Origin of the sequence: Paenibacillus sp. FSL R7-0026, from assembly GCF_038004485.1 — a bacterium.
Lineage (GTDB): Bacteria > Bacillota > Bacilli > Paenibacillales > Paenibacillaceae > Paenibacillus > Paenibacillus xylanexedens_A.
In genome coordinates this window covers 1,741,469-1,766,928 of record NZ_JBBORG010000001.1, presented here as the reverse complement: position 1 = coordinate 1,766,928, position 25,460 = coordinate 1,741,469, and the positions used below count along the sequence as shown (strand labels likewise).

The 25,460-nt window shown below is 45.7% G+C and carries 37 protein-coding genes; 3 read left to right on the top strand and 34 right to left on the bottom strand.

Going from position 1 to position 25,460, the window contains the following annotated elements; genetic code table 11:
- Positions 1-9: 9 nt before the first annotated feature.
- The 18 genes from MKY44_RS08180 to MKY44_RS08095 all read right to left on the bottom strand — a co-directional run bounded on the left by MKY44_RS08180 (position 10) and on the right by MKY44_RS08095 (position 10,504).
- Positions 10-387 (bottom strand): hypothetical protein, encoded by a 378-nt coding sequence (locus MKY44_RS08180; RefSeq protein ID WP_341006713.1) that lies wholly within the window; start codon positions 385-387, stop codon positions 10-12.
- Positions 384-1,766, bottom strand: a complete 1,383-nt coding sequence (locus MKY44_RS08175; protein ID WP_341006712.1) for a replicative DNA helicase — start codon at positions 1,764-1,766, stop codon at positions 384-386. The genes MKY44_RS08180 and MKY44_RS08175 overlap by 4 nt, the downstream gene beginning before the upstream one ends.
- Positions 1,759-2,145 carry a hypothetical protein gene (locus MKY44_RS08170; RefSeq protein WP_341006711.1) on the bottom strand — a complete coding sequence of 129 codons (387 nt, stop codon included), beginning with the start codon at positions 2,143-2,145 and terminating at the stop codon, positions 1,759-1,761. Before MKY44_RS08170 ends, MKY44_RS08175 begins: the two co-directional genes overlap by 8 nt.
- Positions 2,063-2,926, bottom strand: a complete 864-nt coding sequence (locus MKY44_RS08165; protein WP_341006710.1) for a replication protein — start codon at positions 2,924-2,926, stop codon at positions 2,063-2,065. The genes MKY44_RS08170 and MKY44_RS08165 overlap by 83 nt, the downstream gene beginning before the upstream one ends.
- Positions 2,927-2,939: 13 nt before the next feature.
- On the bottom strand, positions 2,940-3,659 hold the full coding sequence (locus tag MKY44_RS08160) for a hypothetical protein (protein WP_341006709.1): 720 nt from the start codon (positions 3,657-3,659) through the stop codon (positions 2,940-2,942).
- The gene (locus tag MKY44_RS08155; RefSeq protein ID WP_341006708.1) at positions 3,656-4,414 is read right to left on the bottom strand and encodes an MBL fold metallo-hydrolase; all 759 of its coding nucleotides are present in this window, start codon (positions 4,412-4,414) and stop codon (positions 3,656-3,658) included. Before MKY44_RS08155 ends, MKY44_RS08160 begins: the two co-directional genes overlap by 4 nt.
- The gene (locus MKY44_RS08150) at positions 4,411-5,016 is read right to left on the bottom strand and encodes a hypothetical protein (RefSeq protein WP_237174635.1); all 606 of its coding nucleotides are present in this window, start codon (positions 5,014-5,016) and stop codon (positions 4,411-4,413) included. The genes MKY44_RS08155 and MKY44_RS08150 overlap by 4 nt, the downstream gene beginning before the upstream one ends.
- On the bottom strand, positions 5,017-5,235 hold the full coding sequence (locus MKY44_RS08145) for a hypothetical protein (RefSeq protein WP_150365576.1): 219 nt from the start codon (positions 5,233-5,235) through the stop codon (positions 5,017-5,019).
- Positions 5,236-5,377: 142 nt separating this feature from the next.
- Complete coding sequence (locus tag MKY44_RS08140) at positions 5,378-6,304, bottom strand: recombinase RecT (protein WP_341006707.1); 927 nt, start codon at positions 6,302-6,304, stop codon at positions 5,378-5,380.
- 14 nt (positions 6,305-6,318) lie between these two features.
- Entirely contained in the window at positions 6,319-6,471 is a 153-nt protein-coding gene (locus MKY44_RS08135; protein WP_341006706.1) for a DUF6906 family protein, read from the bottom strand.
- Positions 6,468-6,650, bottom strand: coding sequence for a hypothetical protein (locus MKY44_RS08130; protein ID WP_341006705.1), 183 nt, complete (start codon positions 6,648-6,650; stop codon positions 6,468-6,470). The genes MKY44_RS08135 and MKY44_RS08130 overlap by 4 nt, the downstream gene beginning before the upstream one ends.
- Positions 6,647-8,227 carry an ATPase gene (locus tag MKY44_RS08125; RefSeq protein ID WP_341006704.1) on the bottom strand — a complete coding sequence of 527 codons (1,581 nt, stop codon included), beginning with the start codon at positions 8,225-8,227 and terminating at the stop codon, positions 6,647-6,649. The genes MKY44_RS08130 and MKY44_RS08125 overlap by 4 nt, the downstream gene beginning before the upstream one ends.
- Before the next feature lie 228 nt (positions 8,228-8,455).
- Positions 8,456-8,659: a hypothetical protein gene (locus tag MKY44_RS08120; RefSeq protein WP_341006703.1), complete on the bottom strand. Its 204-nt coding sequence runs from the start codon at positions 8,657-8,659 to the stop codon at positions 8,456-8,458.
- 145 nt (positions 8,660-8,804) lie between these two features.
- Positions 8,805-9,185, bottom strand: coding sequence for a type II toxin-antitoxin system PemK/MazF family toxin (locus MKY44_RS08115; protein ID WP_341006702.1), 381 nt, complete (start codon positions 9,183-9,185; stop codon positions 8,805-8,807).
- Entirely contained in the window at positions 9,182-9,388 is a 207-nt protein-coding gene (locus tag MKY44_RS08110; RefSeq protein WP_341006701.1) for a hypothetical protein, read from the bottom strand. Before MKY44_RS08110 ends, MKY44_RS08115 begins: the two co-directional genes overlap by 4 nt.
- Positions 9,385-9,639 carry a DUF7667 family protein gene (locus tag MKY44_RS08105; RefSeq protein ID WP_150365583.1) on the bottom strand — a complete coding sequence of 85 codons (255 nt, stop codon included), beginning with the start codon at positions 9,637-9,639 and terminating at the stop codon, positions 9,385-9,387. Before MKY44_RS08105 ends, MKY44_RS08110 begins: the two co-directional genes overlap by 4 nt.
- 23 nt (positions 9,640-9,662) lie before the next feature.
- Positions 9,663-10,133, bottom strand: a complete 471-nt coding sequence (locus MKY44_RS08100; protein ID WP_341006700.1) for a hypothetical protein — start codon at positions 10,131-10,133, stop codon at positions 9,663-9,665.
- Positions 10,134-10,225: 92 nt separating this feature from the next.
- Complete coding sequence (locus MKY44_RS08095) at positions 10,226-10,504, bottom strand: hypothetical protein (RefSeq protein WP_341006699.1); 279 nt, start codon at positions 10,502-10,504, stop codon at positions 10,226-10,228.
- Positions 10,505-10,688: 184 nt separating this feature from the next.
- On the opposite strand from MKY44_RS08095, the gene MKY44_RS08090 reads away from it, so the two are divergent.
- On the top strand, positions 10,689-11,078 hold the full coding sequence (locus MKY44_RS08090; protein WP_341006698.1) for a helix-turn-helix domain-containing protein: 390 nt from the start codon (positions 10,689-10,691) through the stop codon (positions 11,076-11,078).
- A 173-nt stretch (positions 11,079-11,251) separates the two neighbouring features.
- Entirely contained in the window at positions 11,252-11,479 is a 228-nt protein-coding gene (locus MKY44_RS08085; RefSeq protein WP_150365587.1) for a helix-turn-helix transcriptional regulator, read from the top strand.
- Between the two features lie 259 nt (positions 11,480-11,738).
- On the opposite strand, the gene MKY44_RS08080 is transcribed toward MKY44_RS08085, so the two are convergent.
- The 5 genes from MKY44_RS08080 to MKY44_RS08060 are packed head-to-tail and all read right to left on the bottom strand — an operon-like array spanning position 11,739 to position 13,724.
- Positions 11,739-12,134 carry a LytTR family transcriptional regulator DNA-binding domain-containing protein gene (locus MKY44_RS08080; protein ID WP_341006697.1) on the bottom strand — a complete coding sequence of 132 codons (396 nt, stop codon included), beginning with the start codon at positions 12,132-12,134 and terminating at the stop codon, positions 11,739-11,741.
- A gap of 17 nt (positions 12,135-12,151) precedes the next feature.
- Positions 12,152-12,280, bottom strand: coding sequence for a cyclic lactone autoinducer peptide (locus MKY44_RS08075; protein ID WP_341006696.1), 129 nt, complete (start codon positions 12,278-12,280; stop codon positions 12,152-12,154).
- Complete coding sequence (locus tag MKY44_RS08070; protein WP_341006695.1) at positions 12,273-12,815, bottom strand: accessory gene regulator B family protein; 543 nt, start codon at positions 12,813-12,815, stop codon at positions 12,273-12,275. Before MKY44_RS08070 ends, MKY44_RS08075 begins: the two co-directional genes overlap by 8 nt.
- Positions 12,812-13,393 carry a hypothetical protein gene (locus MKY44_RS08065; protein WP_341006694.1) on the bottom strand — a complete coding sequence of 194 codons (582 nt, stop codon included), beginning with the start codon at positions 13,391-13,393 and terminating at the stop codon, positions 12,812-12,814. The genes MKY44_RS08070 and MKY44_RS08065 overlap by 4 nt, the downstream gene beginning before the upstream one ends.
- Before the next feature lie 16 nt (positions 13,394-13,409).
- Positions 13,410-13,724 (bottom strand): hypothetical protein, encoded by a 315-nt coding sequence (locus tag MKY44_RS08060; RefSeq protein WP_237174620.1) that lies wholly within the window; start codon positions 13,722-13,724, stop codon positions 13,410-13,412.
- A gap of 177 nt (positions 13,725-13,901) precedes the next feature.
- On the opposite strand from MKY44_RS08060, the gene MKY44_RS08055 reads away from it, so the two are divergent.
- Entirely contained in the window at positions 13,902-14,429 is a 528-nt protein-coding gene (locus tag MKY44_RS08055; protein ID WP_341006693.1) for a hypothetical protein, read from the top strand.
- A 47-nt stretch (positions 14,430-14,476) separates the two neighbouring features.
- Here MKY44_RS08055 and MKY44_RS08050 read toward each other — a convergent pair whose 3' ends face one another.
- From MKY44_RS08050 to MKY44_RS08000, 11 genes are all read right to left on the bottom strand, one after another.
- Positions 14,477-14,806 carry a YolD-like family protein gene (locus MKY44_RS08050; protein WP_341006692.1) on the bottom strand — a complete coding sequence of 110 codons (330 nt, stop codon included), beginning with the start codon at positions 14,804-14,806 and terminating at the stop codon, positions 14,477-14,479.
- An 11-nt stretch (positions 14,807-14,817) separates the two neighbouring features.
- Positions 14,818-15,111, bottom strand: a complete 294-nt coding sequence (locus MKY44_RS08045; RefSeq protein ID WP_341006691.1) for a hypothetical protein — start codon at positions 15,109-15,111, stop codon at positions 14,818-14,820.
- Positions 15,112-15,230: 119 nt separating this feature from the next.
- Positions 15,231-15,722 carry a phage holin, LLH family gene (locus MKY44_RS08040; protein ID WP_341006690.1) on the bottom strand — a complete coding sequence of 164 codons (492 nt, stop codon included), beginning with the start codon at positions 15,720-15,722 and terminating at the stop codon, positions 15,231-15,233.
- Positions 15,722-16,438: a M23 family metallopeptidase gene (locus MKY44_RS08035; RefSeq protein WP_341006689.1), complete on the bottom strand. Its 717-nt coding sequence runs from the start codon at positions 16,436-16,438 to the stop codon at positions 15,722-15,724. Before MKY44_RS08035 ends, MKY44_RS08040 begins: the two co-directional genes overlap by 1 nt.
- Positions 16,435-16,830 (bottom strand): hypothetical protein, encoded by a 396-nt coding sequence (locus MKY44_RS08030; protein WP_341006688.1) that lies wholly within the window; start codon positions 16,828-16,830, stop codon positions 16,435-16,437. Before MKY44_RS08030 ends, MKY44_RS08035 begins: the two co-directional genes overlap by 4 nt.
- Positions 16,831-16,919: 89 nt before the next feature.
- The gene (locus MKY44_RS08025; RefSeq protein WP_341006687.1) at positions 16,920-17,051 is read right to left on the bottom strand and encodes a hypothetical protein; all 132 of its coding nucleotides are present in this window, start codon (positions 17,049-17,051) and stop codon (positions 16,920-16,922) included.
- A 47-nt stretch (positions 17,052-17,098) separates the two neighbouring features.
- Positions 17,099-17,383: a hypothetical protein gene (locus MKY44_RS08020; protein WP_341006686.1), complete on the bottom strand. Its 285-nt coding sequence runs from the start codon at positions 17,381-17,383 to the stop codon at positions 17,099-17,101.
- 2 nt (positions 17,384-17,385) lie between these two features.
- The gene (locus tag MKY44_RS08015) at positions 17,386-18,906 is read right to left on the bottom strand and encodes a hypothetical protein (protein WP_341006685.1); all 1,521 of its coding nucleotides are present in this window, start codon (positions 18,904-18,906) and stop codon (positions 17,386-17,388) included.
- 1 nt (position 18,907) lies between these two features.
- On the bottom strand, positions 18,908-19,996 hold the full coding sequence (locus MKY44_RS08010; protein ID WP_341006684.1) for a siphovirus ReqiPepy6 Gp37-like family protein: 1,089 nt from the start codon (positions 19,994-19,996) through the stop codon (positions 18,908-18,910).
- Position 19,997: 1 nt separating this feature from the next.
- A complete protein-coding gene (locus MKY44_RS08005) occupies positions 19,998-20,855 on the bottom strand; it encodes a distal tail protein Dit (RefSeq protein ID WP_341006683.1) in 858 nt (285 codons plus the stop codon).
- An 11-nt stretch (positions 20,856-20,866) separates the two neighbouring features.
- Positions 20,867-25,306, bottom strand: coding sequence for a phage tail tape measure protein (locus MKY44_RS08000; protein ID WP_341006681.1), 4,440 nt, complete (start codon positions 25,304-25,306; stop codon positions 20,867-20,869).
- Between the last annotated feature and the right edge of the window lie 154 nt (positions 25,307-25,460).

Sequence of the window (25,460 nt, the reverse complement as noted above, 5' to 3'; positions counted from 1 at the left end):
TTCCCCTCCTTAATCATCCAACCATGATGACACTTTAGATGCCGTCTTTTGCGGCTCTGTTGGCTGTTCTGGAGCCTGTTTTGTCTCGGTCGGTGTATTTGTTTTCGGCGCTGGTTTAGGTGTCTCAGCAGGCGCTGTGAAGTCCTGATAAGACCATCCCATCTGGTCGTAATATGCAGCCCTTGATGGGTCCGCCTGCACTTCCTTGCCTCGGCTGTATTCCTGCACCAGTTTCGATGTCACAATCAGCACATTTCTGTTTTTCTCGTGTTTGTCGTGGTTGAGTGGGTCAGGCGTGTCTTCAAAATCTTCGATCTCTTCAGACAACCGTTGCATACCCTGGATAGCCTTTGCCAACTGTGTGTCATTCTCTATGCGGCGACTCATGAGGCAAGCCCGTTTTCCTGGCGCTTCTTCTTAGCCTCTTCAGTGATGTTCAAGAACCGGACCCTCGGCTTATCGAATAGCATACTTACGGTTCCTGTGCCAACGTTACGACCTTTAGCAACAATCAAGTCAATTATCCCCTTTCTCCTACTTGCAGCTTCGTAATAATCTTCACGATGCAGAAGAATGATGACATCCCCGTCAGACTCAATGTTTCCGCAATCCCTTATATCGCTCATGCTTGGTCGTTTGTCCTGCTTTTTCTCCACTTCCCTGTTCATCGCTGCTAAAGCAACAACTGGAATGTTGAAGTCCTTCGCAATCTTTTTCAGCTCTTTGGAGATATGAGCATATTTTTCAGTGTTGTTCCTGAACTTCTCCGTAGTGGTCAAGTGTTGCAAATAGTCCACATATAGAATCATCCTTGGATATTCTTTGACCATTTCGGCCACCATGGCTCGGATAGATTCAACCGTAGGCGATGAAGTATCGTCAATAAAGATGTTGTTTTTCTCGTGAATAAGGGTAAGGGCGTTTTCGTAATCTTTCCAATCATTCGGTTTCATTAGACCGCCCTTCATTCGGGCAAGTTCGATCCCACCAGCGATAGAAACGATCCTTTCCAGAATGTTCAAAGCAGTATCTTCGCCGGATATAATCAAGGCGGTTGCTCCGTCAATCGTGCTTGCCAGCGCATCGTTACATAACCAAGCTGTTTTGCCCATCGAAGGCCGAGCCGCGACAATGATCAGGTCACCCCTCTGGTGTCCGTTACTCAGTCTATTGAAGTCTAATGAACAAGTGTTAAACCCGGTGTACGTTTTATCCTGACCCCTAGCCTCCTGCCTGTTGATCAGCTCTTTGCGATGCATTTTAAACAAGCTGCTCAGTGTTGCAGCCGGGGTACCGCCTGCGGTTCGTTGTTCAATCTCTTCAATTCGGTTTAACGCGTCTCGTATTTCACCCATACTCATGTCCGATGTTGATATCTGTGCCCGAGCCGATTCCAATTCTCGTTCTGCATGAGCCGTATTGATAATTTTCTCGAATTGTCGGAAAGTCGAATCTCCTGTGTAATCAACTGTAGATTCGTAAATTTTCAAAAAGTAGGTTACTCCGCCGACTTCTTGAATCTTGTTCCCCCAATGATCAACCAGGATGGTCAGATTGAATGGGTCTGGTTCTTTCCCAAATTGCTTGTAAGCAAACTTTAGCATTTGAAAAATAGTACCGTGTTTCCAAATGGGGTTGAATGAATTTCGGGTTAACCGAGAACCTTCCAAAAGCTTTTTATTCTTTAGTATTGAACCAAGATACTGTAATTCTGCTTGATACAGCGTGTCATACTCAGGAATAATAGGTGCTTGTTGTTCAATCATCGTCATCAATCACTTTGAACCTGGAGACAGACATACCATCCGATATTTTATCAATCAGAGCGTGGATGTTGTCCGGCATAGGTACATATTCTGCCTGACCATCTTCTAGCAAAATGGTGTTCATAATCTCCTGTCGCTCTTTCTCCTGGATGTCATAAACAGATGTTCCAGAAGGATCGAAGTAATCCCCGATGATGTCATTTGGTTTCGGTTTGTAGCTGCTGGACCGCAGATGATGCATAATATTTTGTTTGCCTACCTCGAAAGGGACGTCTTTGACAAGCTCGTGCCATACATTAAGTGTGATTTGATCCTGTACCAATGGTCCATGGATTGTTTCCGCCATTGCCAGGAGTAACGTCAGTTCTTGTTCTGTCACCAGTTGCACCCCCTAACTTCTGTTGAAGGAATGAAGGTTGTTTTTTACCTTTGTTTTGTTCGGTGAGATGCTTTTCAAATTTCATGCGCAGCCAGCCGCCTTTCTTGAAGACTGCATAATCACTTGCGTAAAATTTATCAACGGAAAGTTTATAAGAGCTGAGTACATCTATCATCCAGGTAAATCCTTCTTGCCCAAACTCATTTAGTAGCTTTGTGTGTTCCTCCGGTTTAAGCCACACTTCCTCTGCGTACTCCTGCTTGCCTTCACGACTCTTTGCCAGCTTGGTTTTAGAAGCCATTTCTTTAGCAGCTCCTTTATTGTTTTTATTATCTTTCTTTATACTTTCTTTCTTTTCTTTCTTAGGTGGTCTATTGTCCACCACTTCAGGTGTATGATCGTCCACCTCATAGGTGGGCAACTGTCCACCAGTAGAATCGGGTTTTTGCGGTGGACAATTGTCACCCACTAGCCATTGATTCGTGTATTTGTTGAATCCAATATAGCGCCCATACTTCCCCTTGGCTGGTCTGTGAACCACCAGCACTTTTATATCCAACAAGTGATTAAGTTCCTTCTTTACACCCCGTAGGTCGCTCTGCAAGGCAGTAGCAAGAAAGGTGGCTGACAACTCGGCAGATTTCCGGCGCCACCCGTATGTCTGGCGCCAGACGATCAAGAGAATTCGAAGTTGTGTGCCGTTAAATTTGTGCCTGGCAACCTCTTCAATGACCTCGTTTGCCACTCGGGTGAATCCATCGGAAAGCTCCGGTCCTGCCATTCAATTCACCCGCTTACTGTACTGTTGTATGACGTTCTGCAATGTGTCCTCTCAGCCGATCCACCAATTTCTCTAAGTCAGATTCCTTCGCGTCAATGTCGTGCTCCTTCCACCACTGTAGGACTGTTTCTGCAATGCCTGAAGGGTCTTCCAACTGCGGCTCGACCACGTATCCGTTAATCATTCCGTTAATGAGTTTCCATCCATTTTCGAGAGCAAAGTTTCGGATTGTAAAAATCTCAGGAGTCATATGTTGATTTCTTATGCAGGGCAGTATCATCCATCGCATGACCGTATCCAAGTCGTCACCGTTACGCTTGAATGATTCCAACGCTTGCACCACATCGCGGGGTAATGCCTGAATCTCGTTGTGAGTGACAGCACGTTCCACAGTGTTGAGAAGCGAAAGTTTGTCGTTATGCAGTTCAACGATTGTCTGACCGTGCCTCGCCAGATCTGATAACGCTTTGTCACGCTGTGACAGCGCCTCGTCACGCTGCGCCAAGATTTCGTCATATTGCTCTTGGGTGTAGGACTTTTCTTCTTTCAGAACGATTGCATTTTTATAAGGGATTTCGTGCCCCGAACGTTTACCTTCAACAATTTGGAACGGTGTCGTGTAATCCATAAAGTGCGCCCCCACCCGGCGAGCAATAAATTTCTCATCTGCGTAAAACATCGTTTTATCTTTGGCCTTGTACTGGGCTACGATTTTGATTTGAACTGTATTCATGTGCTGACCACCTCTATTTCATAATGTGTCCCTGCTATAAAACCCTTTTTCCGGAGAGCCGCTTCAACGGTCATCTTTGCAAGAATAGGGCTATTATTTTTACTGGATAAGTGCGTCAGGTATATGTGTTCTCCACGGCCCCTGATAAGCTTTTGGAGTGCTTCTGCAGTCTGTTCATTACTCAGGTGTCCCAGGTCGCTGAGGATACGAGATTGGACGCTGATGGGGTAATCCGATGCGACCACCATGTCCGGGTCGTGGTTGCTCTCAACGATGTATATATGACCTTCCATAAGGTTAAGCATGTCGTCATCAACCTTACCTGTATCAAACACCACACATATGCGCGGTCCGTCGTCAGGTTCGATAGCGTATCCTACAGGCTCATATGCATCGTGGTGAGTCCGGAAGGGGTACAAATGCACCCCGCCAAGCTCTATCATTTCGTACTTGCTGTATCTGGTTTCAACCACCCGGCGCAGATCCTCGTCTACACCAGAGATGCCTTTCCATTCGCCATCTGTTGCCCATACGTTAATCCGGTACTTGTTTGCAAGAGGAAGGCCCTTGATGTGGTCACCGTGGGCATGAGTGATAAAGATGTCCGTTACCTGGTCTGGTCGAATACCACACTCAAGCAGCCGCTTGGCAATCTTGGTCTTGGCAACACCTGCGTCAATCAGGATCGTGCGTCCTTCATTTGTGAGTGCGATGCAGTTTCCGCCTGATCCGGATGCAATGATGTCGACCTTCATGATTCGGATTGTCCTTCAAACAAGGCCGCCTTCTCTTGTAAACTTTTGAGCATGCTCGGGATATTCAATCGACCGATCATATCGGCAGACAACTGGTCACGCAGATTCTTTTCAAGTGTGTTAATCACGCTTTGTTCTGCCTTTTGCCGTGCTTCCGCAATTAATGTAGATACTTTACTTTCAAGTTCTTTGCCGAGCATATCTTTGACAAAGTACTCATGAATCGTGAACTTCGCGTCCCTGTCGTAGCTTGGAGTTCTGCCATGTTCGTCAAACACTTTCCGTTTAAGGAAGTCGTCATATTTCTCACCCACAAACTCACTAAACGATAAATGCTTGGTTTCAGAGCTCCAGGTACCTGTTTTGACTGGGATGGTGATGTCCTTAATCCGTTCTTCAAACACTTTCACAAGGAATTCATCCGATACTTTATCAGCAGCTTCTTTAATTTTTGTTTCAATAGATTCACGAGTCTGGGTTTCCACTTTACGTATAAGGCGATCCTGCAACCCGCTCACCACTTGATTTCTAATTTCATCAGAGACAGTTCCACTTTCCTCATCAAACCAATCTAATTCCAATTCGATTTTCAATTTAGCCATTTAAATAGCACGCTCCCTTTTTATTCGATTCTGCCATTCCTTCGGATGTTTGCACCCGAGGGCAGGCTCTTCGTAATGCCGTTTCCCAAGCATGAATGATACGAACTTGTCAGTGGCTTTTTCGTAATACATGCCGTTTAGTACTGGGGCCGGAGGCGGCCCCTTTGGTTCGGTCAAGCTGCTGAACAAGTCGAGCTGCACGGGCTTGCCGTCTTTCATCGGTTATCGCCTCCAGTGATGTCTTGCACTCGCCGCACACGCGCCGGCCCCTGTTATACTGCTCGCGTCCTGCGGTTATTTCTCTACCGCATACCTGGCAGTCCGGACAAAGCCTGTATATTTCGACCTTGTACCCCATGGCTTACACTGGAAGGTCGTCGGCGGCAGCTTGGATTTGTTGATCCATGATTTTGAGATATGCGATTATCTCCGATTCAGTTGGAACATCGCCTTTGACTGCGAAGAACTTAGCAGCATGGGCATCAAATTCCGATTTATCTTTTAGACCCAAAGCTTGATATTTGGCTTTGATTTGGGTTTTGAGTGCTTTGGTTCGGTCAACTGGGGTTTCTTCTTTGTCATCCTTCTTATCTGGCGCAATGGTTTTCACAGGTTCTGTCTCTTTGGATTCAGCGGTTATATCTCGACGAACCGGTTCGCTGTTCTCCGTAGAATTTAGAGCCATCATGTTTTCTTCAACCGCAAGAGCGATGTCATATTGTTCTTTAACTGCACGAGTAGCAGCGTGTTTTTTGCACATATCAGGATCAAGCGAACCGTTTTCCAGTTTCCAAAATCCTGGGTTCTTCTTCGCGTATTTCTCAAATTCAGCCTCATCACACAGGACAATTACATCCGGCTTGCCTTCTCTTCTTGCAATGGCATACGAACCAACAACCTTACCGCGGGGGAATCTGATCTTGTGACGAATCTTTGTGATGATACCTTCGTCATCAGTTTCTGCCTCAAAATCATCCACTTCGTTATCACATACGACCTGTCTGTGTACGCTCTTATAGCCAGAAGACTTTCTTGCAAGTGAATGGAAACCTTCATACTCAATTCTGATATTCACATCCTGACCGTACAGGATCGGAACACCATGCCCTAAGCTCGGGTCCAGTCCCATGCGATTCATTTGGTACATGAACAGGTTGAATTGGGGAACAGTGAGTTTCTTCGCAATAGATTCTTTCATTGCCATCAGTTCGGCAACGCCGAATTCTCCGATTGCTTGGATTTGGCTAATGTCAACTTTTTGGACTTCAGTGTTCGGTGTTTTTGTCATGGGCTTGTAGCCTCCTATGATTTAATGATTTTGGTGGATTGAGTATTGCGGTTAATAATGTGCAGTGAGCCGGGTTCTGCTTTGTATACGAGCCAGTTATCTGGAACAAGTTTGGCAGCGGCAATGGCCTGTTTCTGACGGCGTGATGGGTTCTTTCCGTTCTTCATTCTTTGTTCTCCTTTGCGGTAAGGCCAAAAATGTGGGCTGTCATATCCTTCACTTCTATTGAAATGATGCTATGAACAACGATTGATTCCCCGTCAGGAAGATCTAACTTCTTACCAGCTTCAATTTTTATGGCTTGTAGTAACGGAACCTTGAGAAAGAAGGGGTGTCCTTTTCTCATTTCAACGCGACCTCCGCTTCTATTTTCAGTTCTTGGCCTCTGACTACATCGCCTATGATTAGTTGGTCATAGACCGCCACCGGTCCGGTGTAGCTTTCATAATCATCAAGAAACGTTGGGCAGATCAGTTCTGATTGTTTGAACAACACCTCTGTCAGTTCTAACCCGGCTTCGATACGTTCCCCAGTAGACAGTGCCAGGTAATCCTTGCCGTTCATTTGAATTGAGAAGTCGGGTTCGTATTCGCCTTTTGTCTTGACGTACTTGAAAAGGCGGATCGTAAGCGTAGTGAAGAGTGATTGCACCTTCTTTGCTTGCAGTTCAGCTTCTTTGGCCTTATATGACTTGATTGCATCCAGGATAAAGACCGTTTCTTTCAGGTTGGTAAGCGTGTCTGTTTCGGCCTGCTTCGCTGCTGCAACATCTGCCTCAAGTTGAGCCCGGGCATTCTGATTTCGGATATCAGACAGAACAACTTCCAACTGATCCTCGAACTCACGAACCTGTTTTGGAAGGTCACCCACATCGATAGGAACAATGGCGGCGAGCTCTGTTTCCAGTTCATTGCGCTTGTCGATCAAGGCTTGATGTGCTTCTCGGGCTTTGGCTACACGAGCGTCCTTGTTTTCTCGTGCTGTGGTGACTGCCTTTTCATCTAATCCCTGATTACATGTCGGGCATTTATCTTCAATCGCTTCCCCGTGAAGTACCAGGAATCGTTCCTTGCTTTGTGCGATTTGATCCCGTTGGGCTTGGAGCCTATATGCAACATCTTGTTGCTGCTTTTCAATCTGGTAGGCTTTCGCAGGTAGCTCATCAGCCACTTTGATCTGCTCTCGCAATTCAGCTTCCAAAGCCTGCAATGACTCAATATTTTCACCGGAACTTGCGGGTAATTTATCAAGTTGCTCCTGTAGCGTCTTTGTCCGGCTCTGAGCGGCAATGTGCTGTTTCTCCAGCTTCGACTTCTGCCCCCCAGTGCCGCCGTGAATCTTCTGCAGATCATCGAGTGTGTGTTTTTTCATTAGTTCATTCAGCTTTTCAGCAGCCGGGTTAAGCGTAATTTCCTTTGGCTTCTGATCGGGTTCCTTCCGGCTCATTTCTTGGAAGACATCCTTCTTTGCAGGCTGTGTGGTGTACTTCATAATCTGTTCCCGCTGCTTCGTCCAGTGCCGACCGAAAAAGTAAATCGGGTTGTAAAAGGACAGGAATTCATCTTTGTCAAACAGCTCAGCAACTGCCGCCTCAAACTCTTTGGCCTTCGTTGGAACATCATTGATGTAAAACGAGTTTGTTCCGTTCTCGATCTCCCGAGCAAACTTGATAGGCACCCCATCAACTTGGAGAATCGTAGAAGCAAACACCCTGTCAAACTCATAGTTGGTTGGTGATGGATTGTATTTGTTGCCGAACAGATCTGTCCCGTACATTGTCCAGACTGGAGCTGTACCAATTGAAGTTTTACCTTGACCGTTCTTACCTGACAGGCGAGTAACATCCCCGTACTCCACTTTCTTGGACCGGAGTCCCGCGAAGTTGATAACCTCTGTTTCGATTAAGCGCACATGCTTTGCCACTTGCTTTCCTCGCTTCCTGTGATATGATGATTGCGAATAGTTTTCTTATGGACCGCTCTCTAATGGGCGGCTTTTTTTGTGTCTTCTGGTCGTTCCATTTCCCACGGATCAAGTCTGCGAACCGGTATTGCTATCGTGCAATTGACAGCCACTAACATGCACCTCAGACAGCGCGGCTGTGCTGATTCATATACCGCGTACTCGGCACCCTTTTTGCCGCACTTACAATTAACTCTCACTGCTCCCCTCACCTCCTCTCAGTTCCTTTCTGATTCGGTTGTACTTCATCTGGTGAGCTTCGCTGGGGAACTCAAACTTGGGATACTTGATATCTACGTATCTGCCTCCCGCCTCTTCCATCGCCCTCAGATCAATTGGGTCGTCACTTGCTTTCATCCGAATGGACATCTTCATAGCGTTAGTTACGTTCATGCTGACCATGTTCCAGTAAGCTGACGATTGTATTTTTGATATTGACCCCGAGCGTGTAAGGCTATCAGCAACCGACCAGTTTCTATCATGCGACCCTCGAATGATTCGAAGAACGAGCACAGTTCCTTTAACTGCTGTTCCGTTTTCATCGTTTAACACTCCCCCCTCGTCTTCTTGGTTCAGGTGCATCGATGACTCCGAGACTCATCATTAATGGGTGTTCCATGCGCTTCATAAGATCGGGAGTAAGAGCACCAAATTTGAAGCCTAATCGAGTCTTGTCAACCGTCCTTACTTGCTCGAACATAACAACCGATGGTTTACGCATTCCCTCTTTGATTCCAATCGGAAAGTGTGTGGGCAATAAGCGTTTGTCCTCAGCATCTGTGATCGCTGCAACAATGACTGTCGGGGAAAACTCATTGCCCACATCGTTCTGGATAACAAGACCCGGGCGGTAACCCTGTTGTTCGCTCCCTTCGCCGTCACCGTAATTGATCATGAACAGGTCACCACGTTTGATCATTTGTACACCCCCACATCTCCACGTACTCGGCTTCCTGCTGTCAAAAGGCGATTTCTGCGAACTGTGGTTTTGTAGTATTGATGTTTGACCGGATCATTCATAGGTACAAAAAATTCTTCTACCCAACGGAACATTTCAAAGAGACAATCACCGATACGTCCGAACATCTGACCACATATTTTCAGTATCCGTTTGAAGTTCATGTTAGCTGTGCCTCCAGCTCATCGAGTAATTGCGTGAAGTGCTGAACCAAGTCCATTTGGTCATTACACTGAGCGGCATAAGCAGCCTCTTTGTAGCCATCCAACTTGTGGACCAAAGTGGCGTTAGCTTGCAGGCAGTGCATTAACTCCATCCATTCAGCAGGTGGCAGTTTGAATGTTCCTCCTGTTTTTCCTGCTTTGATCGTCAGTTCTGCCAAGCGGCGATGAACCGGGTGAATTGCGATAGACATGTGTGTGTGCCCCTTTCAATTCGTTAATCTTCTAACCTGAGTTCGATCATGGCATCTACGATTACATCAACGATCGCTTGCGCCTTGCCTTGGTCGTTTAAGCTAAGTTCATTCACTGATCGAATGCCGACCGTATTCCTGACTATGGCAGAGAGTGCATTTATAACTTGATATTTAGCGTGTGACGTCATAGTCCCTAATCTATCGAGAGCATTTTCTTTTACTGTTTTCCATGCTCCAGCATTGCTCGCTTCAATAAGGACAGATGCCCTTTCTTCTCTTCGTTCCGGATCACCAAGATCAACTCTGTTTAACAAGTCCCGCAATGCTTTAACTCCTTCTACACCGCTAACTGATATCGATGATGCTGGAACTCTCAAACCTGCTTCGTAGTCGTTATAAGCTGCTTCCATGATGCTTAAAGTTACTGATGTGCCCCGTTGACTCACTATTGCTGACTGGTCGTCGGTTAATGCAACTGCTTGTCGATTCATGTAACACCCCGCCTTTCTAAGAAAATACGGACAATCTTGTTGACTTTTCATACGGTTTTGCCGTATACTTCTATTAAAGTTATTCCTAGATTCTAAGAATTTTTAACCAAAAAAATTTCGTTAGGCTCTAACTCTAAGCCTTCAATCTTACATAACAGTTCAACTTCTTCTGCAACCATTTTCGTTGTACCATCCATCAATCTGTAAAACCGACCTTCTGGAATACCAGCCTTAGCTGCAACCTCCTTAAAAGGTGTACCAGCCGCAATGATATGAGCGCGAATACGCTGGATCAAAGGTGAAATGTTTTTCTTCGGCTGATTATCGCTTGGTTGAGTATTCAAGGGTTCAAAAACGAAAGGTTGATTCACTGGGTTCACCTCCTTTTAGTTTTGGTGAATTCTTAATTTCTAAGAATCTGTGAGTCAAATATAACTCTTAGATTCTAAGAATGCAACCCCTTTTTTAATTATTTTTTCGGAATATCCGAATATCTAAGAATGATTTCCAAGTTTCTAGGACAATATGGTAAGATCAATAACCAAGGAGAGGTGAATGAAAACCATGCTCAAGCTGTACAGTGAACGCCTTAAAGAAGCGCGTTTAAAGGCGGGTTTAACACAAATTCAAGTGAGAGATCATACGGGGATCAACAACAAAACATTAAGTGGATATGAGAACAAAATCAGTGAACCGGATTATGAAACATTGAAGTCGCTGTGTGATTTGTACGGAGTTACTACGGATTGGGTTCTGGGACACACAAACAACCCCCACAGCAATTTAACAGAGGCTGAGAGGGATATGGTCGAGAAAGTCGATTTAGATGATGACTCATTCATTGAAGGGGATTTCACTTTCGCTGGACGGGAACTGACAGTAGAGGAAAAGAAAGAATTACAGGCTATGGCTCGTCTGTTTCTGAGTCGGAAGAAAGAGAATTAAGGAACTCCTCAATCAACTTTTGGTTTTCTGGCGTGTCGGCTGCAATGGATTTCAAAAACTGCTCGGCATCAATGCTATTCATAAGGCAAGACCCCCGGTATGTAGTAGTGTAATTATATACGAACGATTGTTCCTATGGAAGACTTAAAACTTAATATGGAGGCATACATAATATGGCGCTTACCTTCGGGAAGTGCCTGTTGCGCGATATCCGCATCCAAGCCGGTTACACTCAGGATCAACTGTCTGAGGCACTGCTTGAAGTATGCGGATTGAATGTATCCACCACTCTATTGTCCTTTTACGAGACTAACAAGCGACCCATCCCAAGCCTTACTATGCGCGGGATCTGCATTATTCTCGGATGCAATGAAAAGGACATATACGAGTGGCCGATGTAGCGTAACAGGCCGGGGCATTTACTGCTCCACCCGGAGGTTTTGTTTTACCCCGTTGTAAAGTTGGCTAAACGTCAACAGGAAATCATGTTCCTATTTCCCATTTAACCCCACATCACAGGATTTGTAAATTAAAATTGGGTCGTCCGAATTGAATACATTCGACACCACAATTCGACAACATACTACATGCACATATGATATAGTGTATGATCGAACGCAAAAAAGAGGGGCCCCCGCATCATGACGGAGGCCCCTCTTTTCATTGGAGTATTGGAACGAGTTTTTGTTTTTGTTCAATCCCTACTGATAGTTCTTCCAATAGTTCACTGTATCCTCTTGCGGACATAGAGCACCGCAATTCGTTTACTCTTCGGAACTTTTCGAAGTATGCATAATATGGCTTTGTCTCAGTCCGTCTTACCTTCATGACATTCACAGAGTTATGCCGGTCAACGTCCATAAATTTCACGCCACTGTTGTTTAAAACTTCAGTCCAATGCTCTTTGCTACCCACAAAATAATAGGTTGCATCGGCAGTGTAGAATGCGACCTTCCTATACGTTTTTATATAAGAAAGATACAGTATGTCGGTGATCTTAACATGAATAACATCGGTTTTTCCTTTATGATCAGCCAGAAGTGCTACGTATTCCATATATGTGATCCTCCGTATTATTTTTTCAGAAGTCGTTTGGACGGTTTTGGATTATTAACAAAAATCAAGCTTGCAGGCAATACAGTGATTGCAGCGATAACTCCAAGACTCGAAGCAATTGCAGAATACATAGCTACTTTAAACATGTGCGTCACCTCCCTTCATGAAATGCTCATTAATAACTAGGGTCATGGCTTGAACAAAGAACGCTATTGCAGCCATAGACGATAGAAACCATAGATTTGATGCAACAATGAGGCACGAAATCACAGGCAGTGCAGGATAAAACCTCTTAGGTATACGTGACTGATTTTCTATTCCTGACGGTGCATACTTGAGAACAATTAACATGCTTATCAACGTTAAGGTAACAGTCCACGAAATGTTTATGCTTATTAAGGACAATACTGTTGCTGTTCCTGCGGTGACAACTGCACAGCCCATACTTGATTCGAGGTGCAATCCTCCAGAAACAAGTCGAAGTATTGCAAAGCATTTGAGCAACATAATTACTTCTGACCCCTTGCCAGTTAATAGCACTCCAACAAGTGTGAATAAAACAACTGCAGCAGTGTTCAGAATGATAATTAAAGTGTGCCGCATGTCCTCTTCATGTACTGGATGATCCGGAACTACTGACTTGATATGACGCGCCACTCTCCCGGCCACTACCTCAATCAACGCGCTTCACGATCCTTTCTGAATGCATAGTACAGAAACAATGCTGATGCTCCCCCAAAGAACAATATGTTAGCCCATGACTCTTGGACGTACATCGTAATTGCAGTGAGTACAAATGCTGTGATAATGACGGACACGACAATAGCCTTTTCGCGTGGGAGTTTGAGTGTTTCGTAAGGCGCTTCAATCCCGAGCCCAAATTTGTAAAGAAGATATGAAAGCAGTAAAAACAAAATGCTTGTCACAAGCTGCAGTAGTTCCCCACCTATTACTCCTAAGAGCAAGGCTTGTGCTATTCCATAGAGGAAAAATCCGCTACCAGATATAATGATTGCCCAAAGGATCGGCAGCCGGACAATTGTTGCAAGGATTAGAACATAAACCATCAGGTTTATCACTACCGCCACGAATCCTAAATCTAAACTACGTAAAAAGTGGCTCTGTATACCCATTAGCACGGACACAGACAGGGCTTGCCAGATGTAATCCATCGGGTTTTCCCTGTATAGCACCATCATAAATACAAAGACTGCAAGTACCTCTATCGTAGAAAACAACATAAACGTGACCAGTTCCATCGTGACTTATCCCCTTTTATTCTGGCTTGTCTTTACTACGCCACTCTTCCATTCGCTCCTGGTACTCATCGATTGATGGTTTAAACCAGAAGGGCCTTGTCCCCACCATAACGTCAGGCTCAGGGAACATCTTGTTCTTACGGACATGATGCATGTTCTTTGGGTCTGCACCAATCTGTTCCGCTACCTCTTTACTTCCAAGGAGAGGTGGGTACTTTTTCCCCCGTATGATCTTTCTGGACTCTTCCAACTCTTCGACCAGTGCAGCGATCCGCTCTCCGACCTCTCCTCCCAGTTGGTCCGCCAAATCTCGGTACTGATTCAAGGTCAATGCTCATTCCTCCTTATATTTCCCATTTGCTTGTCTGCCATAAATATACGGTAAAGCCGTATGTATTGCAAGAAGTATTTTCCTTATCCAAAGGGAATTTATAGAATTCCCTTCATAGGTCTGTTAGACTATTTGTAATTACCTCCAGTTACTTGGAGATGTTAAGGGTGATGCCAATTGAAAAAGTGTCCTTACTGCGCTGAAGAAATCCAAGATGCAGCAATTAAATGCAAACACTGTGGTAGCATGTTGTCGGAGGATACCAGCACCGGATTAACTCAAACATCTGAATTGAATGCAAGCCCAGAGCCAACTCAACAACAAGAGAAGAAGCCAAACACTTTGCTTATAGGGAGCGTTGGTCTAATCGTCCTTGTATTCTTTTTTGGCCTTACATTTTGCGACAACAATAAAAGCAATTCAAGCATCACAGCAACATCAAGCTCAAGCGTGAAAACTGGAGATCGTGGGTACATAAATACAGACACATACGCAGCTTTGACAAATGGCGATCTTGACCTAATGCTCAATTATATAAACGCTAAGAACAACAATGGTTTGAACGAGATGATTCTCGCAGGCCAAGTTTCCCCAGTATCACAAGGTACTGCGGTAAATATCCTTGAGAGAAAACTATCAACGGTGAAGGTAAGTTATTCTGGCGGGTCTGGCTGGGTCCCTCATGAATTCGTCTCTAAAAAATAACGGTAAAGCAAAAGAGCAGCGAGGTAATCCTCCTGCTCTTTTTTTGTTTATGTAACTGACATGATCGTATCCAGTTTGATGTACTTCCAATCTCCATCGGAAAACACCAATTTAATTTCCTTCAGAAACGTGTTAACTACGGATACAATCCCCTCATACACCTTATCCTCAATTGGATCGAATACAGTGACCTGGATGCGTATGCGTTGATGAAATGAGTCATTTATTTTTCCCTGTATCAACTGAATCTCCTGCTCATCCAGAATCGGCTTCTCCTTCAACTGCTTCTCCTGATGCGTCAACCAAGCCTCTTTATGTTCTGGCAGCATCATTCTTGAAGACTCGAACAGACCGTTACCAAACAATTTCCCTTTCATAGAGATCCCCCTTAGTAATCCGTCCAATATTTGATGTCACCTGAGCGACTTGGCTTTTGAGTAGCAGTAGGTTTGGACTGCTGACCCTCTCGTTCCCACCCTTCCAAGATAACGATGTTTGACGTGTCTGATTTATCTGCCCAAGTTATGTAATTCTCTTTGATAAGACCCTCCAAAGCCTCCATGATATCCACTTTTTCTCTTCCCGTCTTAATAGTCAATTCGTGTATTGTAGGGAATCTCCGCCGCACTCCCTTGTAGTTATATAAGATTCTCAGAACTTTCCGCTCGTAATCGTTTAGCATTTTGGCACCTCCTAAATAAGAACAACTGTTTGTATTATATGCGAACAATCGTTCGTTATTCAAGAAGAAAATAACTCCATTAGGTGAGCGCTAATGGAGTTATTGCCATTGTTTATCTTTCACCCCGATTGGACCGCCTTCTCAATTTCTTCCCTTAGAACTTTGGCAACCGCCTCTGGATTAGCGTTATCATGACTGATTGTAATTTGCGGCACCACATTTGTAGTAGCCTGTTGATTGGGCACTTTATCCAGCTTAACCCATGCCTCTTGAATCTTAGTCTTAACCTCATCTCGTGTGTGGTTAATGCCCAATCCACGTAGTTTATCTAACGCATAATTCAAGGCGATATCCATCTTTTCAGATCCGGCCAACTTCTCGGCTGCGTACTCTGCCTTAACATAAGCTTCCTGCGCAATACTCCAAAGCGTATTTTGTATAGACTCTGCACCTAAAGCCTTGGTAGCCTGCCTTTTAGCACTGATGTACTTGCCAAGCTCTTTCCACTTTCGCAACAGAAATATACCCGCTGCTGCAACGAACAATGTAATCACACCAAAAAGCACATCCGTGATGATCGGACGTGCTAATTCATTCCATACTGTATCCATTACTTATTCGCCTCCTTGGTAACCTTAATACCTTTTTCCTTCCGGTAATTAACTACAAGTAACCTCCAAAATTCGTAACTGCCTGTCTCGTCTGCAATGTAATCCTTGTAGTGCTCATACGCCGTTTTTGCCCAGTCTGGGCATGGCATATTGGCTTTGGCCTTTTCAGCCTTGATCCATTCTGCCTGCGCTTTTGATGTGGCTTCCAGATCCTCAACCCGTTTCTTTTCCTCCGCCGTCATTGGCTCATCCCCCTTATCTACTGCAGGCTGCTGCCCATAATAATTAATCAGGTATTGCGTTGGCTCCACCACTCCGGACTCATCGACAGTGAAGCCAAATGATGGGCTGGATTTCTTCCGGATCTCATAGTGCAGATGTGGTCCAGTGCTTATGCCTGTGCTGCCCTGGTTACCAATCTTGTCCCCTTGCTTTACTCTCTGTCCCACAGAAATCGAAATAGAAGACATGTGAGCATAAACGTGCAGATATCCCTTGTCGTCCCTGATAGCTACCGTATTGCCGTAATTACCGAATCCTGAGCCTGTGGCGCCCATCTTAGCGTGTAACACCTCGCCGCCTACAAAAGCGTACAGAGGGCCGTTTGATGGACTTACAACAAGGTCCACGCCCTTGTGAAATTTACGGGTTTTATGAACGGGATGAATACGCCAGCCAAACGGACTGGTCAATCGAAAACCTTCGAATGGATTCATGCTGCACCCCCTATCTTGATACCGGCCCAAACGATCGCGAAAATTGCACTGCCTCCTCCAGCAATGATGGCGCCGTAGAATGTTCGTTTGAGCCATTTCTGGGATTCTTCCTGTTTATCCAATCTCCGGTTTGCTTCATCCGCTCTTCGCTTCGCCTCATACGCTGTATCCTCAGCACGCTTCAAAGTAGCTTCCACCTCGGACAACTTGGTTGCTGTTTGTTGAGCACACTGGAGAGCTTCTTTGGAAACATCCTTTACCTCAGCCACCGCAGGCACCAGCGCAGCCAAAGGCTTTATACCCTCTTCGATTCTTGCAAGTTGAATTTGAAGAGTGACTAGCGTGTTCGTGCTGTCCTGCATGTCGATCACACCTCCTTGGTTTGCATCCATATCCGTCCCCCGCTTCTCTCTGTAATATGAAAAAGCCCCCTGACCACTCCAGAGGGCATAAAATTAGCGCTCCATATGCGGAACGCTGGTTACTCAGTGATTAGAAATTCCAGTCCACTATCGATCAAAATCTCTTTTACTCCGTCCTGCAAAGATGTAGGAACAGCTTTGAATTCCGTTTTGTTCAAAATAACACGTTGTGCAAAGAACATAGCCATCATAGTCGCGTCACCTCCTTTCAGAAGCAACCAGGTTATGAAGCGCTGAATCATTTGTAGACCTGAGTTGCCATTTCCGCAATAACATCTTCTACAAAGTCAGCACGTTCAGACAAAGCGTTACTTTGCGCTTTCAACAGAACACTTTCCTGTTTAATCCCCTCGAATTCTTCCTCAGGTACGGTTACATAATTACGGATAATGTCTGGCTCATCTGCGAATATCAGAAAATTACCATCTGATATATTTTGTTCCTCTATTAAAATCAGAGTACTATTTTCATTCAGTAATTTTTCTCTATCTTCTGGTGTTTTATACTCATATTTATACTTCATTTTCACGTACTCCTCTCGGTTTGTGAATAGAGGACAGATAACGTAACGTTTTGGACATACACATAGTTTTCTGCATTGCCCGAGCGTATCCAAAACTGAATTTCTTCGCCTGCTTTAATTGTTATGTCTTCCGTATACGTAGTGTTTACAACTGTCCTGAGCGTACCCCGTGGCACACCATTAACATAGATTCGAGCTTCTGACCAAGCAGAGACACCACCATTCCGTGTCATGTGGAACGACACACGGTATGTCCCGCCGATAGAGGGAGTTACGCCACCAACCATTCTCATAGATGAATTACTTTGTCCCGTATATGTCGATCTAGTATATATACTGAAATCACCAGGCTCAAACTCCATTGCAGCGGTCCCGACAAGTCCATACAGAGGTACGTTTTTTTTGATATTTGAAGCTATCAAATTTGGGTCGCCTTTGATCGTAATCGCACTATTGTAGTAGCCAGCTGCCTTTACCTGATCTGCCGTACCTGGTATCACCGTACCCCCTGCCCCTCTATCCGGCATGGTTCCTGTGACAATCCCGATTTCTGTTCCGATTGTTTTCGGTGCCAATACTTCAGCTGCTACCGCTGTTCCATACTCACCCCCTTCACCCTGTAAGATAAAATTTGTGCCGTTATAGACAAGTGAGTAAACAGAGTTTACTTTCAAGTATCCGGAAGTCAGTACAGTACCATTCGATTTCAAGATACTTTTCGCACCGAGCCCATTCACGTTCAAGGTGGCTACTCCAGTATTGGCTGCGTTAATTCTCACGGTAGCCCTCAGGCCAGCTACAAGCGCCGTGGGCGCAGGGATCAGTGTTACTGAGTATGCATTGGCGCTATTAGTTGTCGCCCCGTAACCACCCGTTAGAACCCGATTGTCCACATACTGAGTTGTAGCAAACCCCTCATCTTGTACGGACTCAAGAAAAGCTCTCCATTCTGCCTGATACTCAGCTGTCTTTGTATTGAGCCATGCCTGAAACTGATTGAATATTGCTGTAGTGTCCGCTTGTTGGATCAATCCGGTTACGACCCCGCAAACTGCACTATTCAGCCGCTCGTCAGTGATATTCTCAGGAAGCACAACAGATGTGTTTGCTTTAACCAGGATCTGAGCCAGGCTGAGGTCATACACGTCACCTGAACGTGTTATAGCAGGAACAACCGGAGTAGCAGCCGGGTTGCCTTGCAGGACCATCGCCCTGATTGCTCGTACAGGCGTGCTTGTATCCAGACGCAGGATTACTCTATCAATCCTGTCGGCGTTGGTGGCAGGCTGCACAGTAAGCGTCAAAGCCTCATCATAGACACTGTAGAGATAACCGTTAATCCAACCGAAACCAATTTCGATTTTCACATTGGCATTCGTGCCTGTTGCAGACACTTTCAGTTTAGTGCCACCACTGAAAATGCCGTTACCCACGAACCGAGCGAAGTACTCCGCAAACTCCCGGGCAGGATAGTCCCGTGGGTCGTCTGCAGTTGTATCGAAAAATCCTGACTTTTGAGGCATGTCATCCACTCCTTTTTACATCTGTTTTAAGCTGCTTGACAAATTGGGTTATAGTCGGGATCTCGTCACCGAGCGAGATTTCAATCTTGGATACTGGTTCGTATATCTCTTTGACCTCAGTAATTCGGCTGTCCAGTGTAAGTCCCCATTTTTTGTTTTGAACTGTTACGATATCACCCAGGTCCCAATCCTTCTCAAAAACAAAACTGCGAGTATCCAGTATCTTCCCGTCAAAGGTGAGCAGCCGTTTTTGTTCCGCGAGTTTTTGGTTGCCCATATCAACCAATTCTGCTGCGTCTTCTGCACTGGAACAATCCAAAAATACCTCTCGTCTATCCAAACCGGTACCCGATCCAACCATTTGTATCAGTCGCTCCTCATATTCTCCCTTGCCCCCGGCGTACCCGATATTTTTATACTGCTGATTGGAGTCAATAAATGATTGGGATTCAATGTTATCGAATTCGTGGCTGAATATAACTGGTGGTCTCGTAGATTGACCAGCTGTGAGATTTCGTCCTTCCAAAACGTCGAACACCCATTTTTTTAGAGCATAGTCAAGGGAAACAAGCCAACCAATATCACACCACTCTGCAACCCCTTGAACGACAGTGCTCAACGGTTCGAAACGACTTTGCCACGGAGTAACAGTTCCTCGTTCCTGGTCAGCTGCGTTCGCAAAAAAAGGAACCCTCCTGTCTGGGAATTCCCCGTTAATTAAATGATTATTAATATAGTGCTTCATCACTGTTTCAGCAGGACCACGCACCCTGTCAAAGTTATCAGTTACGGTTACCCTGCGATCCAGTACCCCACCAAGGGAAGGACCTTTTACAATAAGTGTTTCTATACCTTTGTCATCTTGACCAATTTCACGGTACTGGATGATACCCGACTTATGCCCCTTGTTATCAATGATGATGATGTTTTCTTTCTGCAGCTTATCTGCGTGCTGCTTATGGAGAGCAATGTGCAGCTCAAACTCACCAGCACGATAGAACCTTCGGGTAAATTGCAAGCTCTCATAATCGTCTATTTCACCAAGTAAATTAAAATCGCGGTCAATGACCCGCACTGAAGGTATCTTCACATCAACCACCCCCGTATCGGTTATACCAGTACACGGTCACTGTTGCTACAGATCGGTCACCTTCACGGTCGCTGTCATATCGCAACATATTACGGCCTGGCTGTAGTTGAAAGAAGGTGCTGCCCAAGTCAATCCAGTGGAACACGTTTGTCCTGGTCCCATCCGTATTGACCACCTCAACTCTCTTCTGTCCAAAGGCTGTATTTATTACCAAAACATCGTTCTCACCGAGATCATAATTTACCTTTATGAACTCTCCGGTTGTCTCATTAATCACCACTGGGTTGAGTGCTGGCCCTTTGTAATGGATCTCGACCGGAGTCTCAACGTCACCGTCATTTTGAAATAGTCCACGGTAGGCGCTGTATGCAAATTGAGTCGGCAAGCGTAAAGGGAACGTGAGACCGCCAGATTCAAACCTCAATCCTTTTGAAATCTGAGTTTCGTCAGTGAAGTAAGGGTCAGGACAAATAAAGTTGATTGTGAAAGGCTGGTTGTTTACGATTCGGTCATCAAATTCAGGTGTATTTTCAGCAATCGCCTGTATCGCATAACTGCGGGCCGAGTTGGTGTAAACCAGTTTACCCAGCCCTAGTTTGGGATTGAGAATGCGCATGAAGTCCCTGCGATACTGATACATTTGTTCCCGAGAATTTGCGACAATTCCACCTTCGACCACAATAGGTCTGTCAGCCAGCCGCATCTCTACAAAAGATGACCCATCTTGATACGGTGATTGTGTAGATAACAAATCGCCAGGAACTCCACCAGTACCCTTGATTCTCTCAAGATAAAACGGCTTTGAGGTGCCGAGTACAAGGCTCTCTCCGCGAGCATTCGTATATGTGACCCTTTCCATCTGGCACCTCCTTAATAAGCCATTTTTTGCGCTGCTTGCTGAGTTGCACGAGCTATATCGCTCGGTGAGGTCACTTTAGTATTAAAGTTATTGACAACTTCAACCTTAACTCCAGTCCTCGTCTCCGTGCCACCACTTGATGATGTCTTGCCACTGGATGCCGCCGAGGACGCCCCTGCTGCACTGATCGTGTTAAGGGCGGACAAAGCAGAACTTCGAGCCGAATCTATCTGAGCATTGATGGATGATATCAAAGTTTGGATCTGGTTAACCTTTTCAGCAAATCCCTGGTACATCTTATCCCCAAGCGTTTGTCCGGTCGTGTTGTATGCATCACCAAAACCATCTAGCAATTTAATGATGTCCTCTTGCTGATTTTTAACGATCATCGTTTCGGCTTCGGCCTGAATCTTCTTGGCATCAAGCATCTTATCGTACGTGGCCTGTGTCTCGGCCAACTGTGCATTTAGTGACGCTTTCTGTTGCTCATACAGAGCATTTATCCTGGCGACATCAGCGTCATAGTCTGCCTGCATAATTTCTTTTTTCAAAGCCAAATTATCTTTGATTGCCTGGGTCTCAGCAGAAAGTTTAACTTTCAAGGCGTCTTGCTCTCCCTTGAGGGCTTCTTTGGTGTCAGCAAGCTGCTCCAATCGATGACGCTCGTTCTGGTCGGCTATGATTTTGTTCTGTTCCTTCTGGAGTTGTGCACGATTGAACTCATCGTGCTCATATTCAATCATGCCGCTGAGTCGATCAATCTTCTTCTTGTCATCGGCATCCATCTCGGCGCGTGTACGTTGCTTCTCAGCTTCGTCCAATGCGTCAAGTTGCGCTTGAATCGCTTCAATCTGAGCATTGACCACACTGTTGATCCTTGCAATCTCTTCATCAGCAGCCTTCTGAGCCGCTTCCACACGAGCGTTATAAATCGTTTTGATGGAGTCTAGCTGGCTTGTCTTCCAAGCTTCGTTAGCACTAATGGACTCTTTTATCGAATCTTCTTCAATCTTCTTCTCGGCCTGATACTTGGCCTTAAGCGCATCCTGAATACCTTTAGAAAGGTTATTGATACTTTCAATCTGTTCTTTCTTGTTAGTCTCCAGTATCTTTTTCTCTTCCTCCGCAAACTTCTTCGCCAGGTTAAGGCGGTCGTTTGTCTGGGTTCGGATCGCCTCCGTCACTTCACGCTCAATGTCCTTTTTCTCCTGAGCACTGTAACGGGAATCCTTCATGACCTTCTCCAAGTAGTTCTTGTTGAGCCATATCTGATCATTCAACAACTTATCTTCGAGCTTGTACTGTTCCTCAGCGCTCAATTCCTCACGAGCCAGCCGATCCTCATATGCTGCCTTCAGCATTTTGGATGTATAATCAGTTGCTTCCTTACGGACTTCCTTTTCCTTCTCAATCTTGCGCTGAGTGGCGGCAAAGATAAGATCATCAATGCGCTCACGCTCTTCGGCTGAGTCCGCATAAAGCTTCTTGATACGCTTCAGACGATTAATTTCGTCGTTCTCAGTGAGCTTGCCCAAGGATTTAGAACGTTCATAGTCCTTCATAGCAGTCTCCAAGGATTGATCCCCCAGAGCCTTCTTGACGGCATAAATGCGCTCCTCGATCTCCATACGTTCCTCAGCCGTTTTAACGTATTTTGACTTGATAGTTTCGAGAGTCTTCAACTCACTTTCGAGTGTGAGCTGATCCATCTTCTTCTTGTGTTCCATTTGCTTGTATGCAGCATCAAGAGCTTTGTTTTCGTACGCTTTTTCGGCCTTATCTTTTTTGCCTTTGCTAGACTTATCTTTTTTTGCTTTATCTCCAAGATCGAGGTTAGACACGGAACCAGTGACGGGAACCGCTTGTACAGGAGGTAATTTGAAATCCGTTGGCTTCATATCGATAAGTGCCTGCAATGCCGCCGCTTCCCCACGCATCCGGGCTAGTTCTTCATTCATTTTTCGCAGTGCTGTCTCTGCTAGGCCGCTGGAGCCAGCGATTTTATTAATGGCATTTGCAACGGTGATTGCGGCTTCCTGCTTGGCAATTGCTGTTCGCTTTTCTTGGAGGGCCTCTTGCGCTTTAACTTGGATGCTAGTCCACTCAGCCTGAATCTCTTGACGCTTCATGAGGAGCAATCCCTCGACTGCTTTGGTGTTAATTCCTGTTGCAGTTGCAAATTGAGGGAACTGATTTATCAAATCTCGTTGTGCTGCTTGCCACTCTTTAGAACCATTCTTGGCGTTCTGATATGCCTTGAGCACGTTCTGTGTGCTGGTTATTTGCTGATTACGAACAGCGATAGCTCGAGCCATGTCATTGATCTCCGCCGCCGTTTCTTTGCGGGCATTCTTAATGGCGTTCGTGTATGTGTCGCTAGCGGATTTGATTTGCTGCAGCGACTTGGTAGTCAACTTACCCGACTTGTCAATGTACTCCAGATCGATCCCGAATGAACGGGCTGTCTCGCGTAGATCATCCAATTCCACGCCCAATTCATCAGCTGCAAACACCAATGCTTTCATGGTGTTCCCGAGCTTACCCGCATTGGATTCCTCAGCAGCAGTGACAAGCTTTTTATATGTTTCCGCAAGCTCGTTAAGCTTCGCAATCTTTTCCTCTGTAGCGTCGATCTCAGCCCGGTCTATCCCGTTTTGCTGGACCAACTGCAAGGATTCTTGTGCTGCTTGTAACTCTTCTGTTGCCTGCTTCGTGCTAATCAGAGCACTAGTAAGGATCGCTGCACTTGCAGCAATGGCAGTGATAGCCAACCCAATTGGGTTTGTAGCTAAAAACATAAAGGCAGTTCCCAAAGCCTTAACTACAGGAACGAGCGCAGTAATGTTGATTGTTAATTGGCCGGCTATCAAAAGCAAAGGACCAAGTGCTGCCACAGCCGCTGCAACGGTTATGATAGTCGTCTGCGTTGATTGGTCCAACACTGCGAAAGCCTCAGCGCCACGAGTAAGAGATTGAATAACAGGCTCCAACGCCTCGAATGCGCTCATCATAACCGGAACAAGGACGTCACCGAGTGTGATTGCTGCGTCCATAACTCTGTTCTTGAGTGTTTGCAGTTGGGATGCGGTCGTCGCATATCTTGCAGATGCCTCTTTTGTTAAGGCTGAATTCTCTTCCCATGCCTTGGTCCCTAGTTCCATACTTTCGCGGAACAAATCACCTGCTCCTGATGCACGAAGTAACGAGTCGCGTACACGGATTTCTGACAGACCAAGAGCATCGAGTACTGCAAACGTGTTTTCTCCAGCCTCTGACATACGGCCCAATCCATCAACGAAATCAAGTAGAGCACCTGCTGCATCCGCATTAAAGGATGCACTGAAATCTTTTGCACTTTTACCTGCAACCATTGCAAAGTTATTCAGACTAGTACCGCCAGTTGCTACGGCCTGAGCCATGTCGATCATAACGCGGCTGAACGCAGATCCCCCGGCTTCCGCTTCTATACCAACGGATGACAAAGCACCACCTAATGAAAGGATCTGGGCTTCGGTTAGACCTATCTGGTTACCAGCCCCCGCTAGTCTTAGGGACATCGCAACAATTTCGGATTCTGTGGTTGCTAGGTTGTTACCTAGGTCAACGATTGTAGCCCCTAATCGGTCAAAATTCTGTTGAGGCATCTGCGTGATGTTTGCAAGACGTGCGAGGTCTTTCGCTGCCTGGTCGCTCGTCATATTTGTTGCAACTGCCAGGTCGGACATCGTACTCGTAAATCCGAGGATCGCCTGGTTCTTGATTCCCAACTGCCCCGCGGATTCAGCTATCTGAGCAAGTGCGGAAGCTGTTGTCGGCCCTTGTCTAGCCATCTCCCGTAGCCCATCCGAGAAACCTTGCAACTCCTGTTCGGTTGCGTCCACCGTCTTGCGAACACCCGCAAAGGCAGTTTCATAATCAATCGATGCCTTTGTGGCCACTCCACCAACAGCTGCAAGTGGAACAGTGAGCATCATTGTGAGGCTTTGACCCGCCTGAGACATAGCTCTGCCCGCGTTTTCCATCCGTCTAACTGCGGCATCAATTGCCGTTGTAAGCCTGTTCCAAACGGATGTTTGTCGTGCCAGATCTGTTTCCGTATTTCTGAGCGCATTACTCATATTGTTGTATTGAGCGACTGCTCGGTTCAATCTGGTTTCGAGGTTTTGGGTTTCTCTGGCATCTGCACCTTTAGCTTGAGCGGATGCTTCATGCTGCTGTTTGAGTTTCAGAATCCTTTGCCCTTGGATCTCCATTTGTCTGTTCAAACCATCGGCTTTAGATCGCAATTGTTCTTCCGCACTACCCATGCCTCGGAGACGCGATGCTGCTGCATCTGATTCTGATTGAATTACACGCATCTGTCGTCCTAATTGGGCCATTGATCTTTCGACCCCTGTATCACTTAATGTTAATTTGGTGACTAGGTTAGCAACTTCTATTTCTTCTGCCAAAACCTCACCCCCTGACTAAATGTATTGATCGATCCACCTTTGCTGCGCTGCGGAAGCTACCGGGTCTTCTTGTTCTCCCAAGCCGTTAACCCGCTTGTGAACTTCCCATAGAGCGAACAATTTTCTTGGAGTGCAACGCCAAAAAGCCGCCTCC

What these genes read in the sequence shown, in the direction of transcription:
- MKY44_RS08180 (WP_341006713.1), bottom strand. Translation starts at nt 387, where the DNA reads ATGAGTCGCCGCATAGAGAATGACACACAGTTGGCAAAGGCTATCCAG.
- MKY44_RS08175 (WP_341006712.1), bottom strand. Translation starts at nt 1,766, where the DNA reads ATGATTGAACAACAAGCACCTATTATTCCTGAGTATGACACGCTGTAT.
- MKY44_RS08165 (WP_341006710.1), bottom strand. Translation starts at nt 2,926, where the DNA reads ATGGCAGGACCGGAGCTTTCCGATGGATTCACCCGAGTGGCAAACGAG.
- MKY44_RS08160 (WP_341006709.1), bottom strand. Translation starts at nt 3,659, where the DNA reads ATGAATACAGTTCAAATCAAAATCGTAGCCCAGTACAAGGCCAAAGAT.
- MKY44_RS08155 (WP_341006708.1), bottom strand. Translation starts at nt 4,414, where the DNA reads ATGAAGGTCGACATCATTGCATCCGGATCAGGCGGAAACTGCATCGCA.
- MKY44_RS08150 (WP_237174635.1), bottom strand. Translation starts at nt 5,016, where the DNA reads ATGGCTAAATTGAAAATCGAATTGGAATTAGATTGGTTTGATGAGGAA.
- MKY44_RS08145 (WP_150365576.1), bottom strand. Translation starts at nt 5,235, where the DNA reads ATGAAAGACGGCAAGCCCGTGCAGCTCGACTTGTTCAGCAGCTTGACC.
- MKY44_RS08140 (WP_341006707.1), bottom strand. Translation starts at nt 6,304, where the DNA reads ATGACAAAAACACCGAACACTGAAGTCCAAAAAGTTGACATTAGCCAA.
- MKY44_RS08135 (WP_341006706.1), bottom strand. Translation starts at nt 6,471, where the DNA reads ATGAAGAACGGAAAGAACCCATCACGCCGTCAGAAACAGGCCATTGCC.
- MKY44_RS08130 (WP_341006705.1), bottom strand. Translation starts at nt 6,650, where the DNA reads ATGAGAAAAGGACACCCCTTCTTTCTCAAGGTTCCGTTACTACAAGCC.
- MKY44_RS08120 (WP_341006703.1), bottom strand. Translation starts at nt 8,659, where the DNA reads ATGAACGTAACTAACGCTATGAAGATGTCCATTCGGATGAAAGCAAGT.
- MKY44_RS08115 (WP_341006702.1), bottom strand. Translation starts at nt 9,185, where the DNA reads ATGATCAAACGTGGTGACCTGTTCATGATCAATTACGGTGACGGCGAA.
- MKY44_RS08110 (WP_341006701.1), bottom strand. Translation starts at nt 9,388, where the DNA reads ATGAACTTCAAACGGATACTGAAAATATGTGGTCAGATGTTCGGACGT.
- MKY44_RS08105 (WP_150365583.1), bottom strand. Translation starts at nt 9,639, where the DNA reads ATGTCTATCGCAATTCACCCGGTTCATCGCCGCTTGGCAGAACTGACG.
- MKY44_RS08100 (WP_341006700.1), bottom strand. Translation starts at nt 10,133, where the DNA reads ATGAATCGACAAGCAGTTGCATTAACCGACGACCAGTCAGCAATAGTG.
- MKY44_RS08090 (WP_341006698.1), top strand. Translation starts at nt 10,689, where the DNA reads ATGAAAACCATGCTCAAGCTGTACAGTGAACGCCTTAAAGAAGCGCGT.
- MKY44_RS08085 (WP_150365587.1), top strand. Translation starts at nt 11,252, where the DNA reads ATGGCGCTTACCTTCGGGAAGTGCCTGTTGCGCGATATCCGCATCCAA.
- MKY44_RS08080 (WP_341006697.1), bottom strand. Translation starts at nt 12,134, where the DNA reads ATGGAATACGTAGCACTTCTGGCTGATCATAAAGGAAAAACCGATGTT.
- MKY44_RS08075 (WP_341006696.1), bottom strand. Translation starts at nt 12,280, where the DNA reads ATGTTTAAAGTAGCTATGTATTCTGCAATTGCTTCGAGTCTTGGAGTT.
- MKY44_RS08065 (WP_341006694.1), bottom strand. Translation starts at nt 13,393, where the DNA reads ATGGAACTGGTCACGTTTATGTTGTTTTCTACGATAGAGGTACTTGCA.
- MKY44_RS08050 (WP_341006692.1), bottom strand. Translation starts at nt 14,806, where the DNA reads ATGAAAGGGAAATTGTTTGGTAACGGTCTGTTCGAGTCTTCAAGAATG.
- MKY44_RS08045 (WP_341006691.1), bottom strand. Translation starts at nt 15,111, where the DNA reads ATGCTAAACGATTACGAGCGGAAAGTTCTGAGAATCTTATATAACTAC.
- MKY44_RS08040 (WP_341006690.1), bottom strand. Translation starts at nt 15,722, where the DNA reads ATGGATACAGTATGGAATGAATTAGCACGTCCGATCATCACGGATGTG.
- MKY44_RS08035 (WP_341006689.1), bottom strand. Translation starts at nt 16,438, where the DNA reads ATGAATCCATTCGAAGGTTTTCGATTGACCAGTCCGTTTGGCTGGCGT.
- MKY44_RS08030 (WP_341006688.1), bottom strand. Translation starts at nt 16,830, where the DNA reads ATGGATGCAAACCAAGGAGGTGTGATCGACATGCAGGACAGCACGAAC.
- MKY44_RS08025 (WP_341006687.1), bottom strand. Translation starts at nt 17,051, where the DNA reads ATGATGGCTATGTTCTTTGCACAACGTGTTATTTTGAACAAAACGGAA.
- MKY44_RS08020 (WP_341006686.1), bottom strand. Translation starts at nt 17,383, where the DNA reads ATGAAGTATAAATATGAGTATAAAACACCAGAAGATAGAGAAAAATTA.
- MKY44_RS08015 (WP_341006685.1), bottom strand. Translation starts at nt 18,906, where the DNA reads ATGCCTCAAAAGTCAGGATTTTTCGATACAACTGCAGACGACCCACGG.
- MKY44_RS08005 (WP_341006683.1), bottom strand. Translation starts at nt 20,855, where the DNA reads ATGGAAAGGGTCACATATACGAATGCTCGCGGAGAGAGCCTTGTACTC.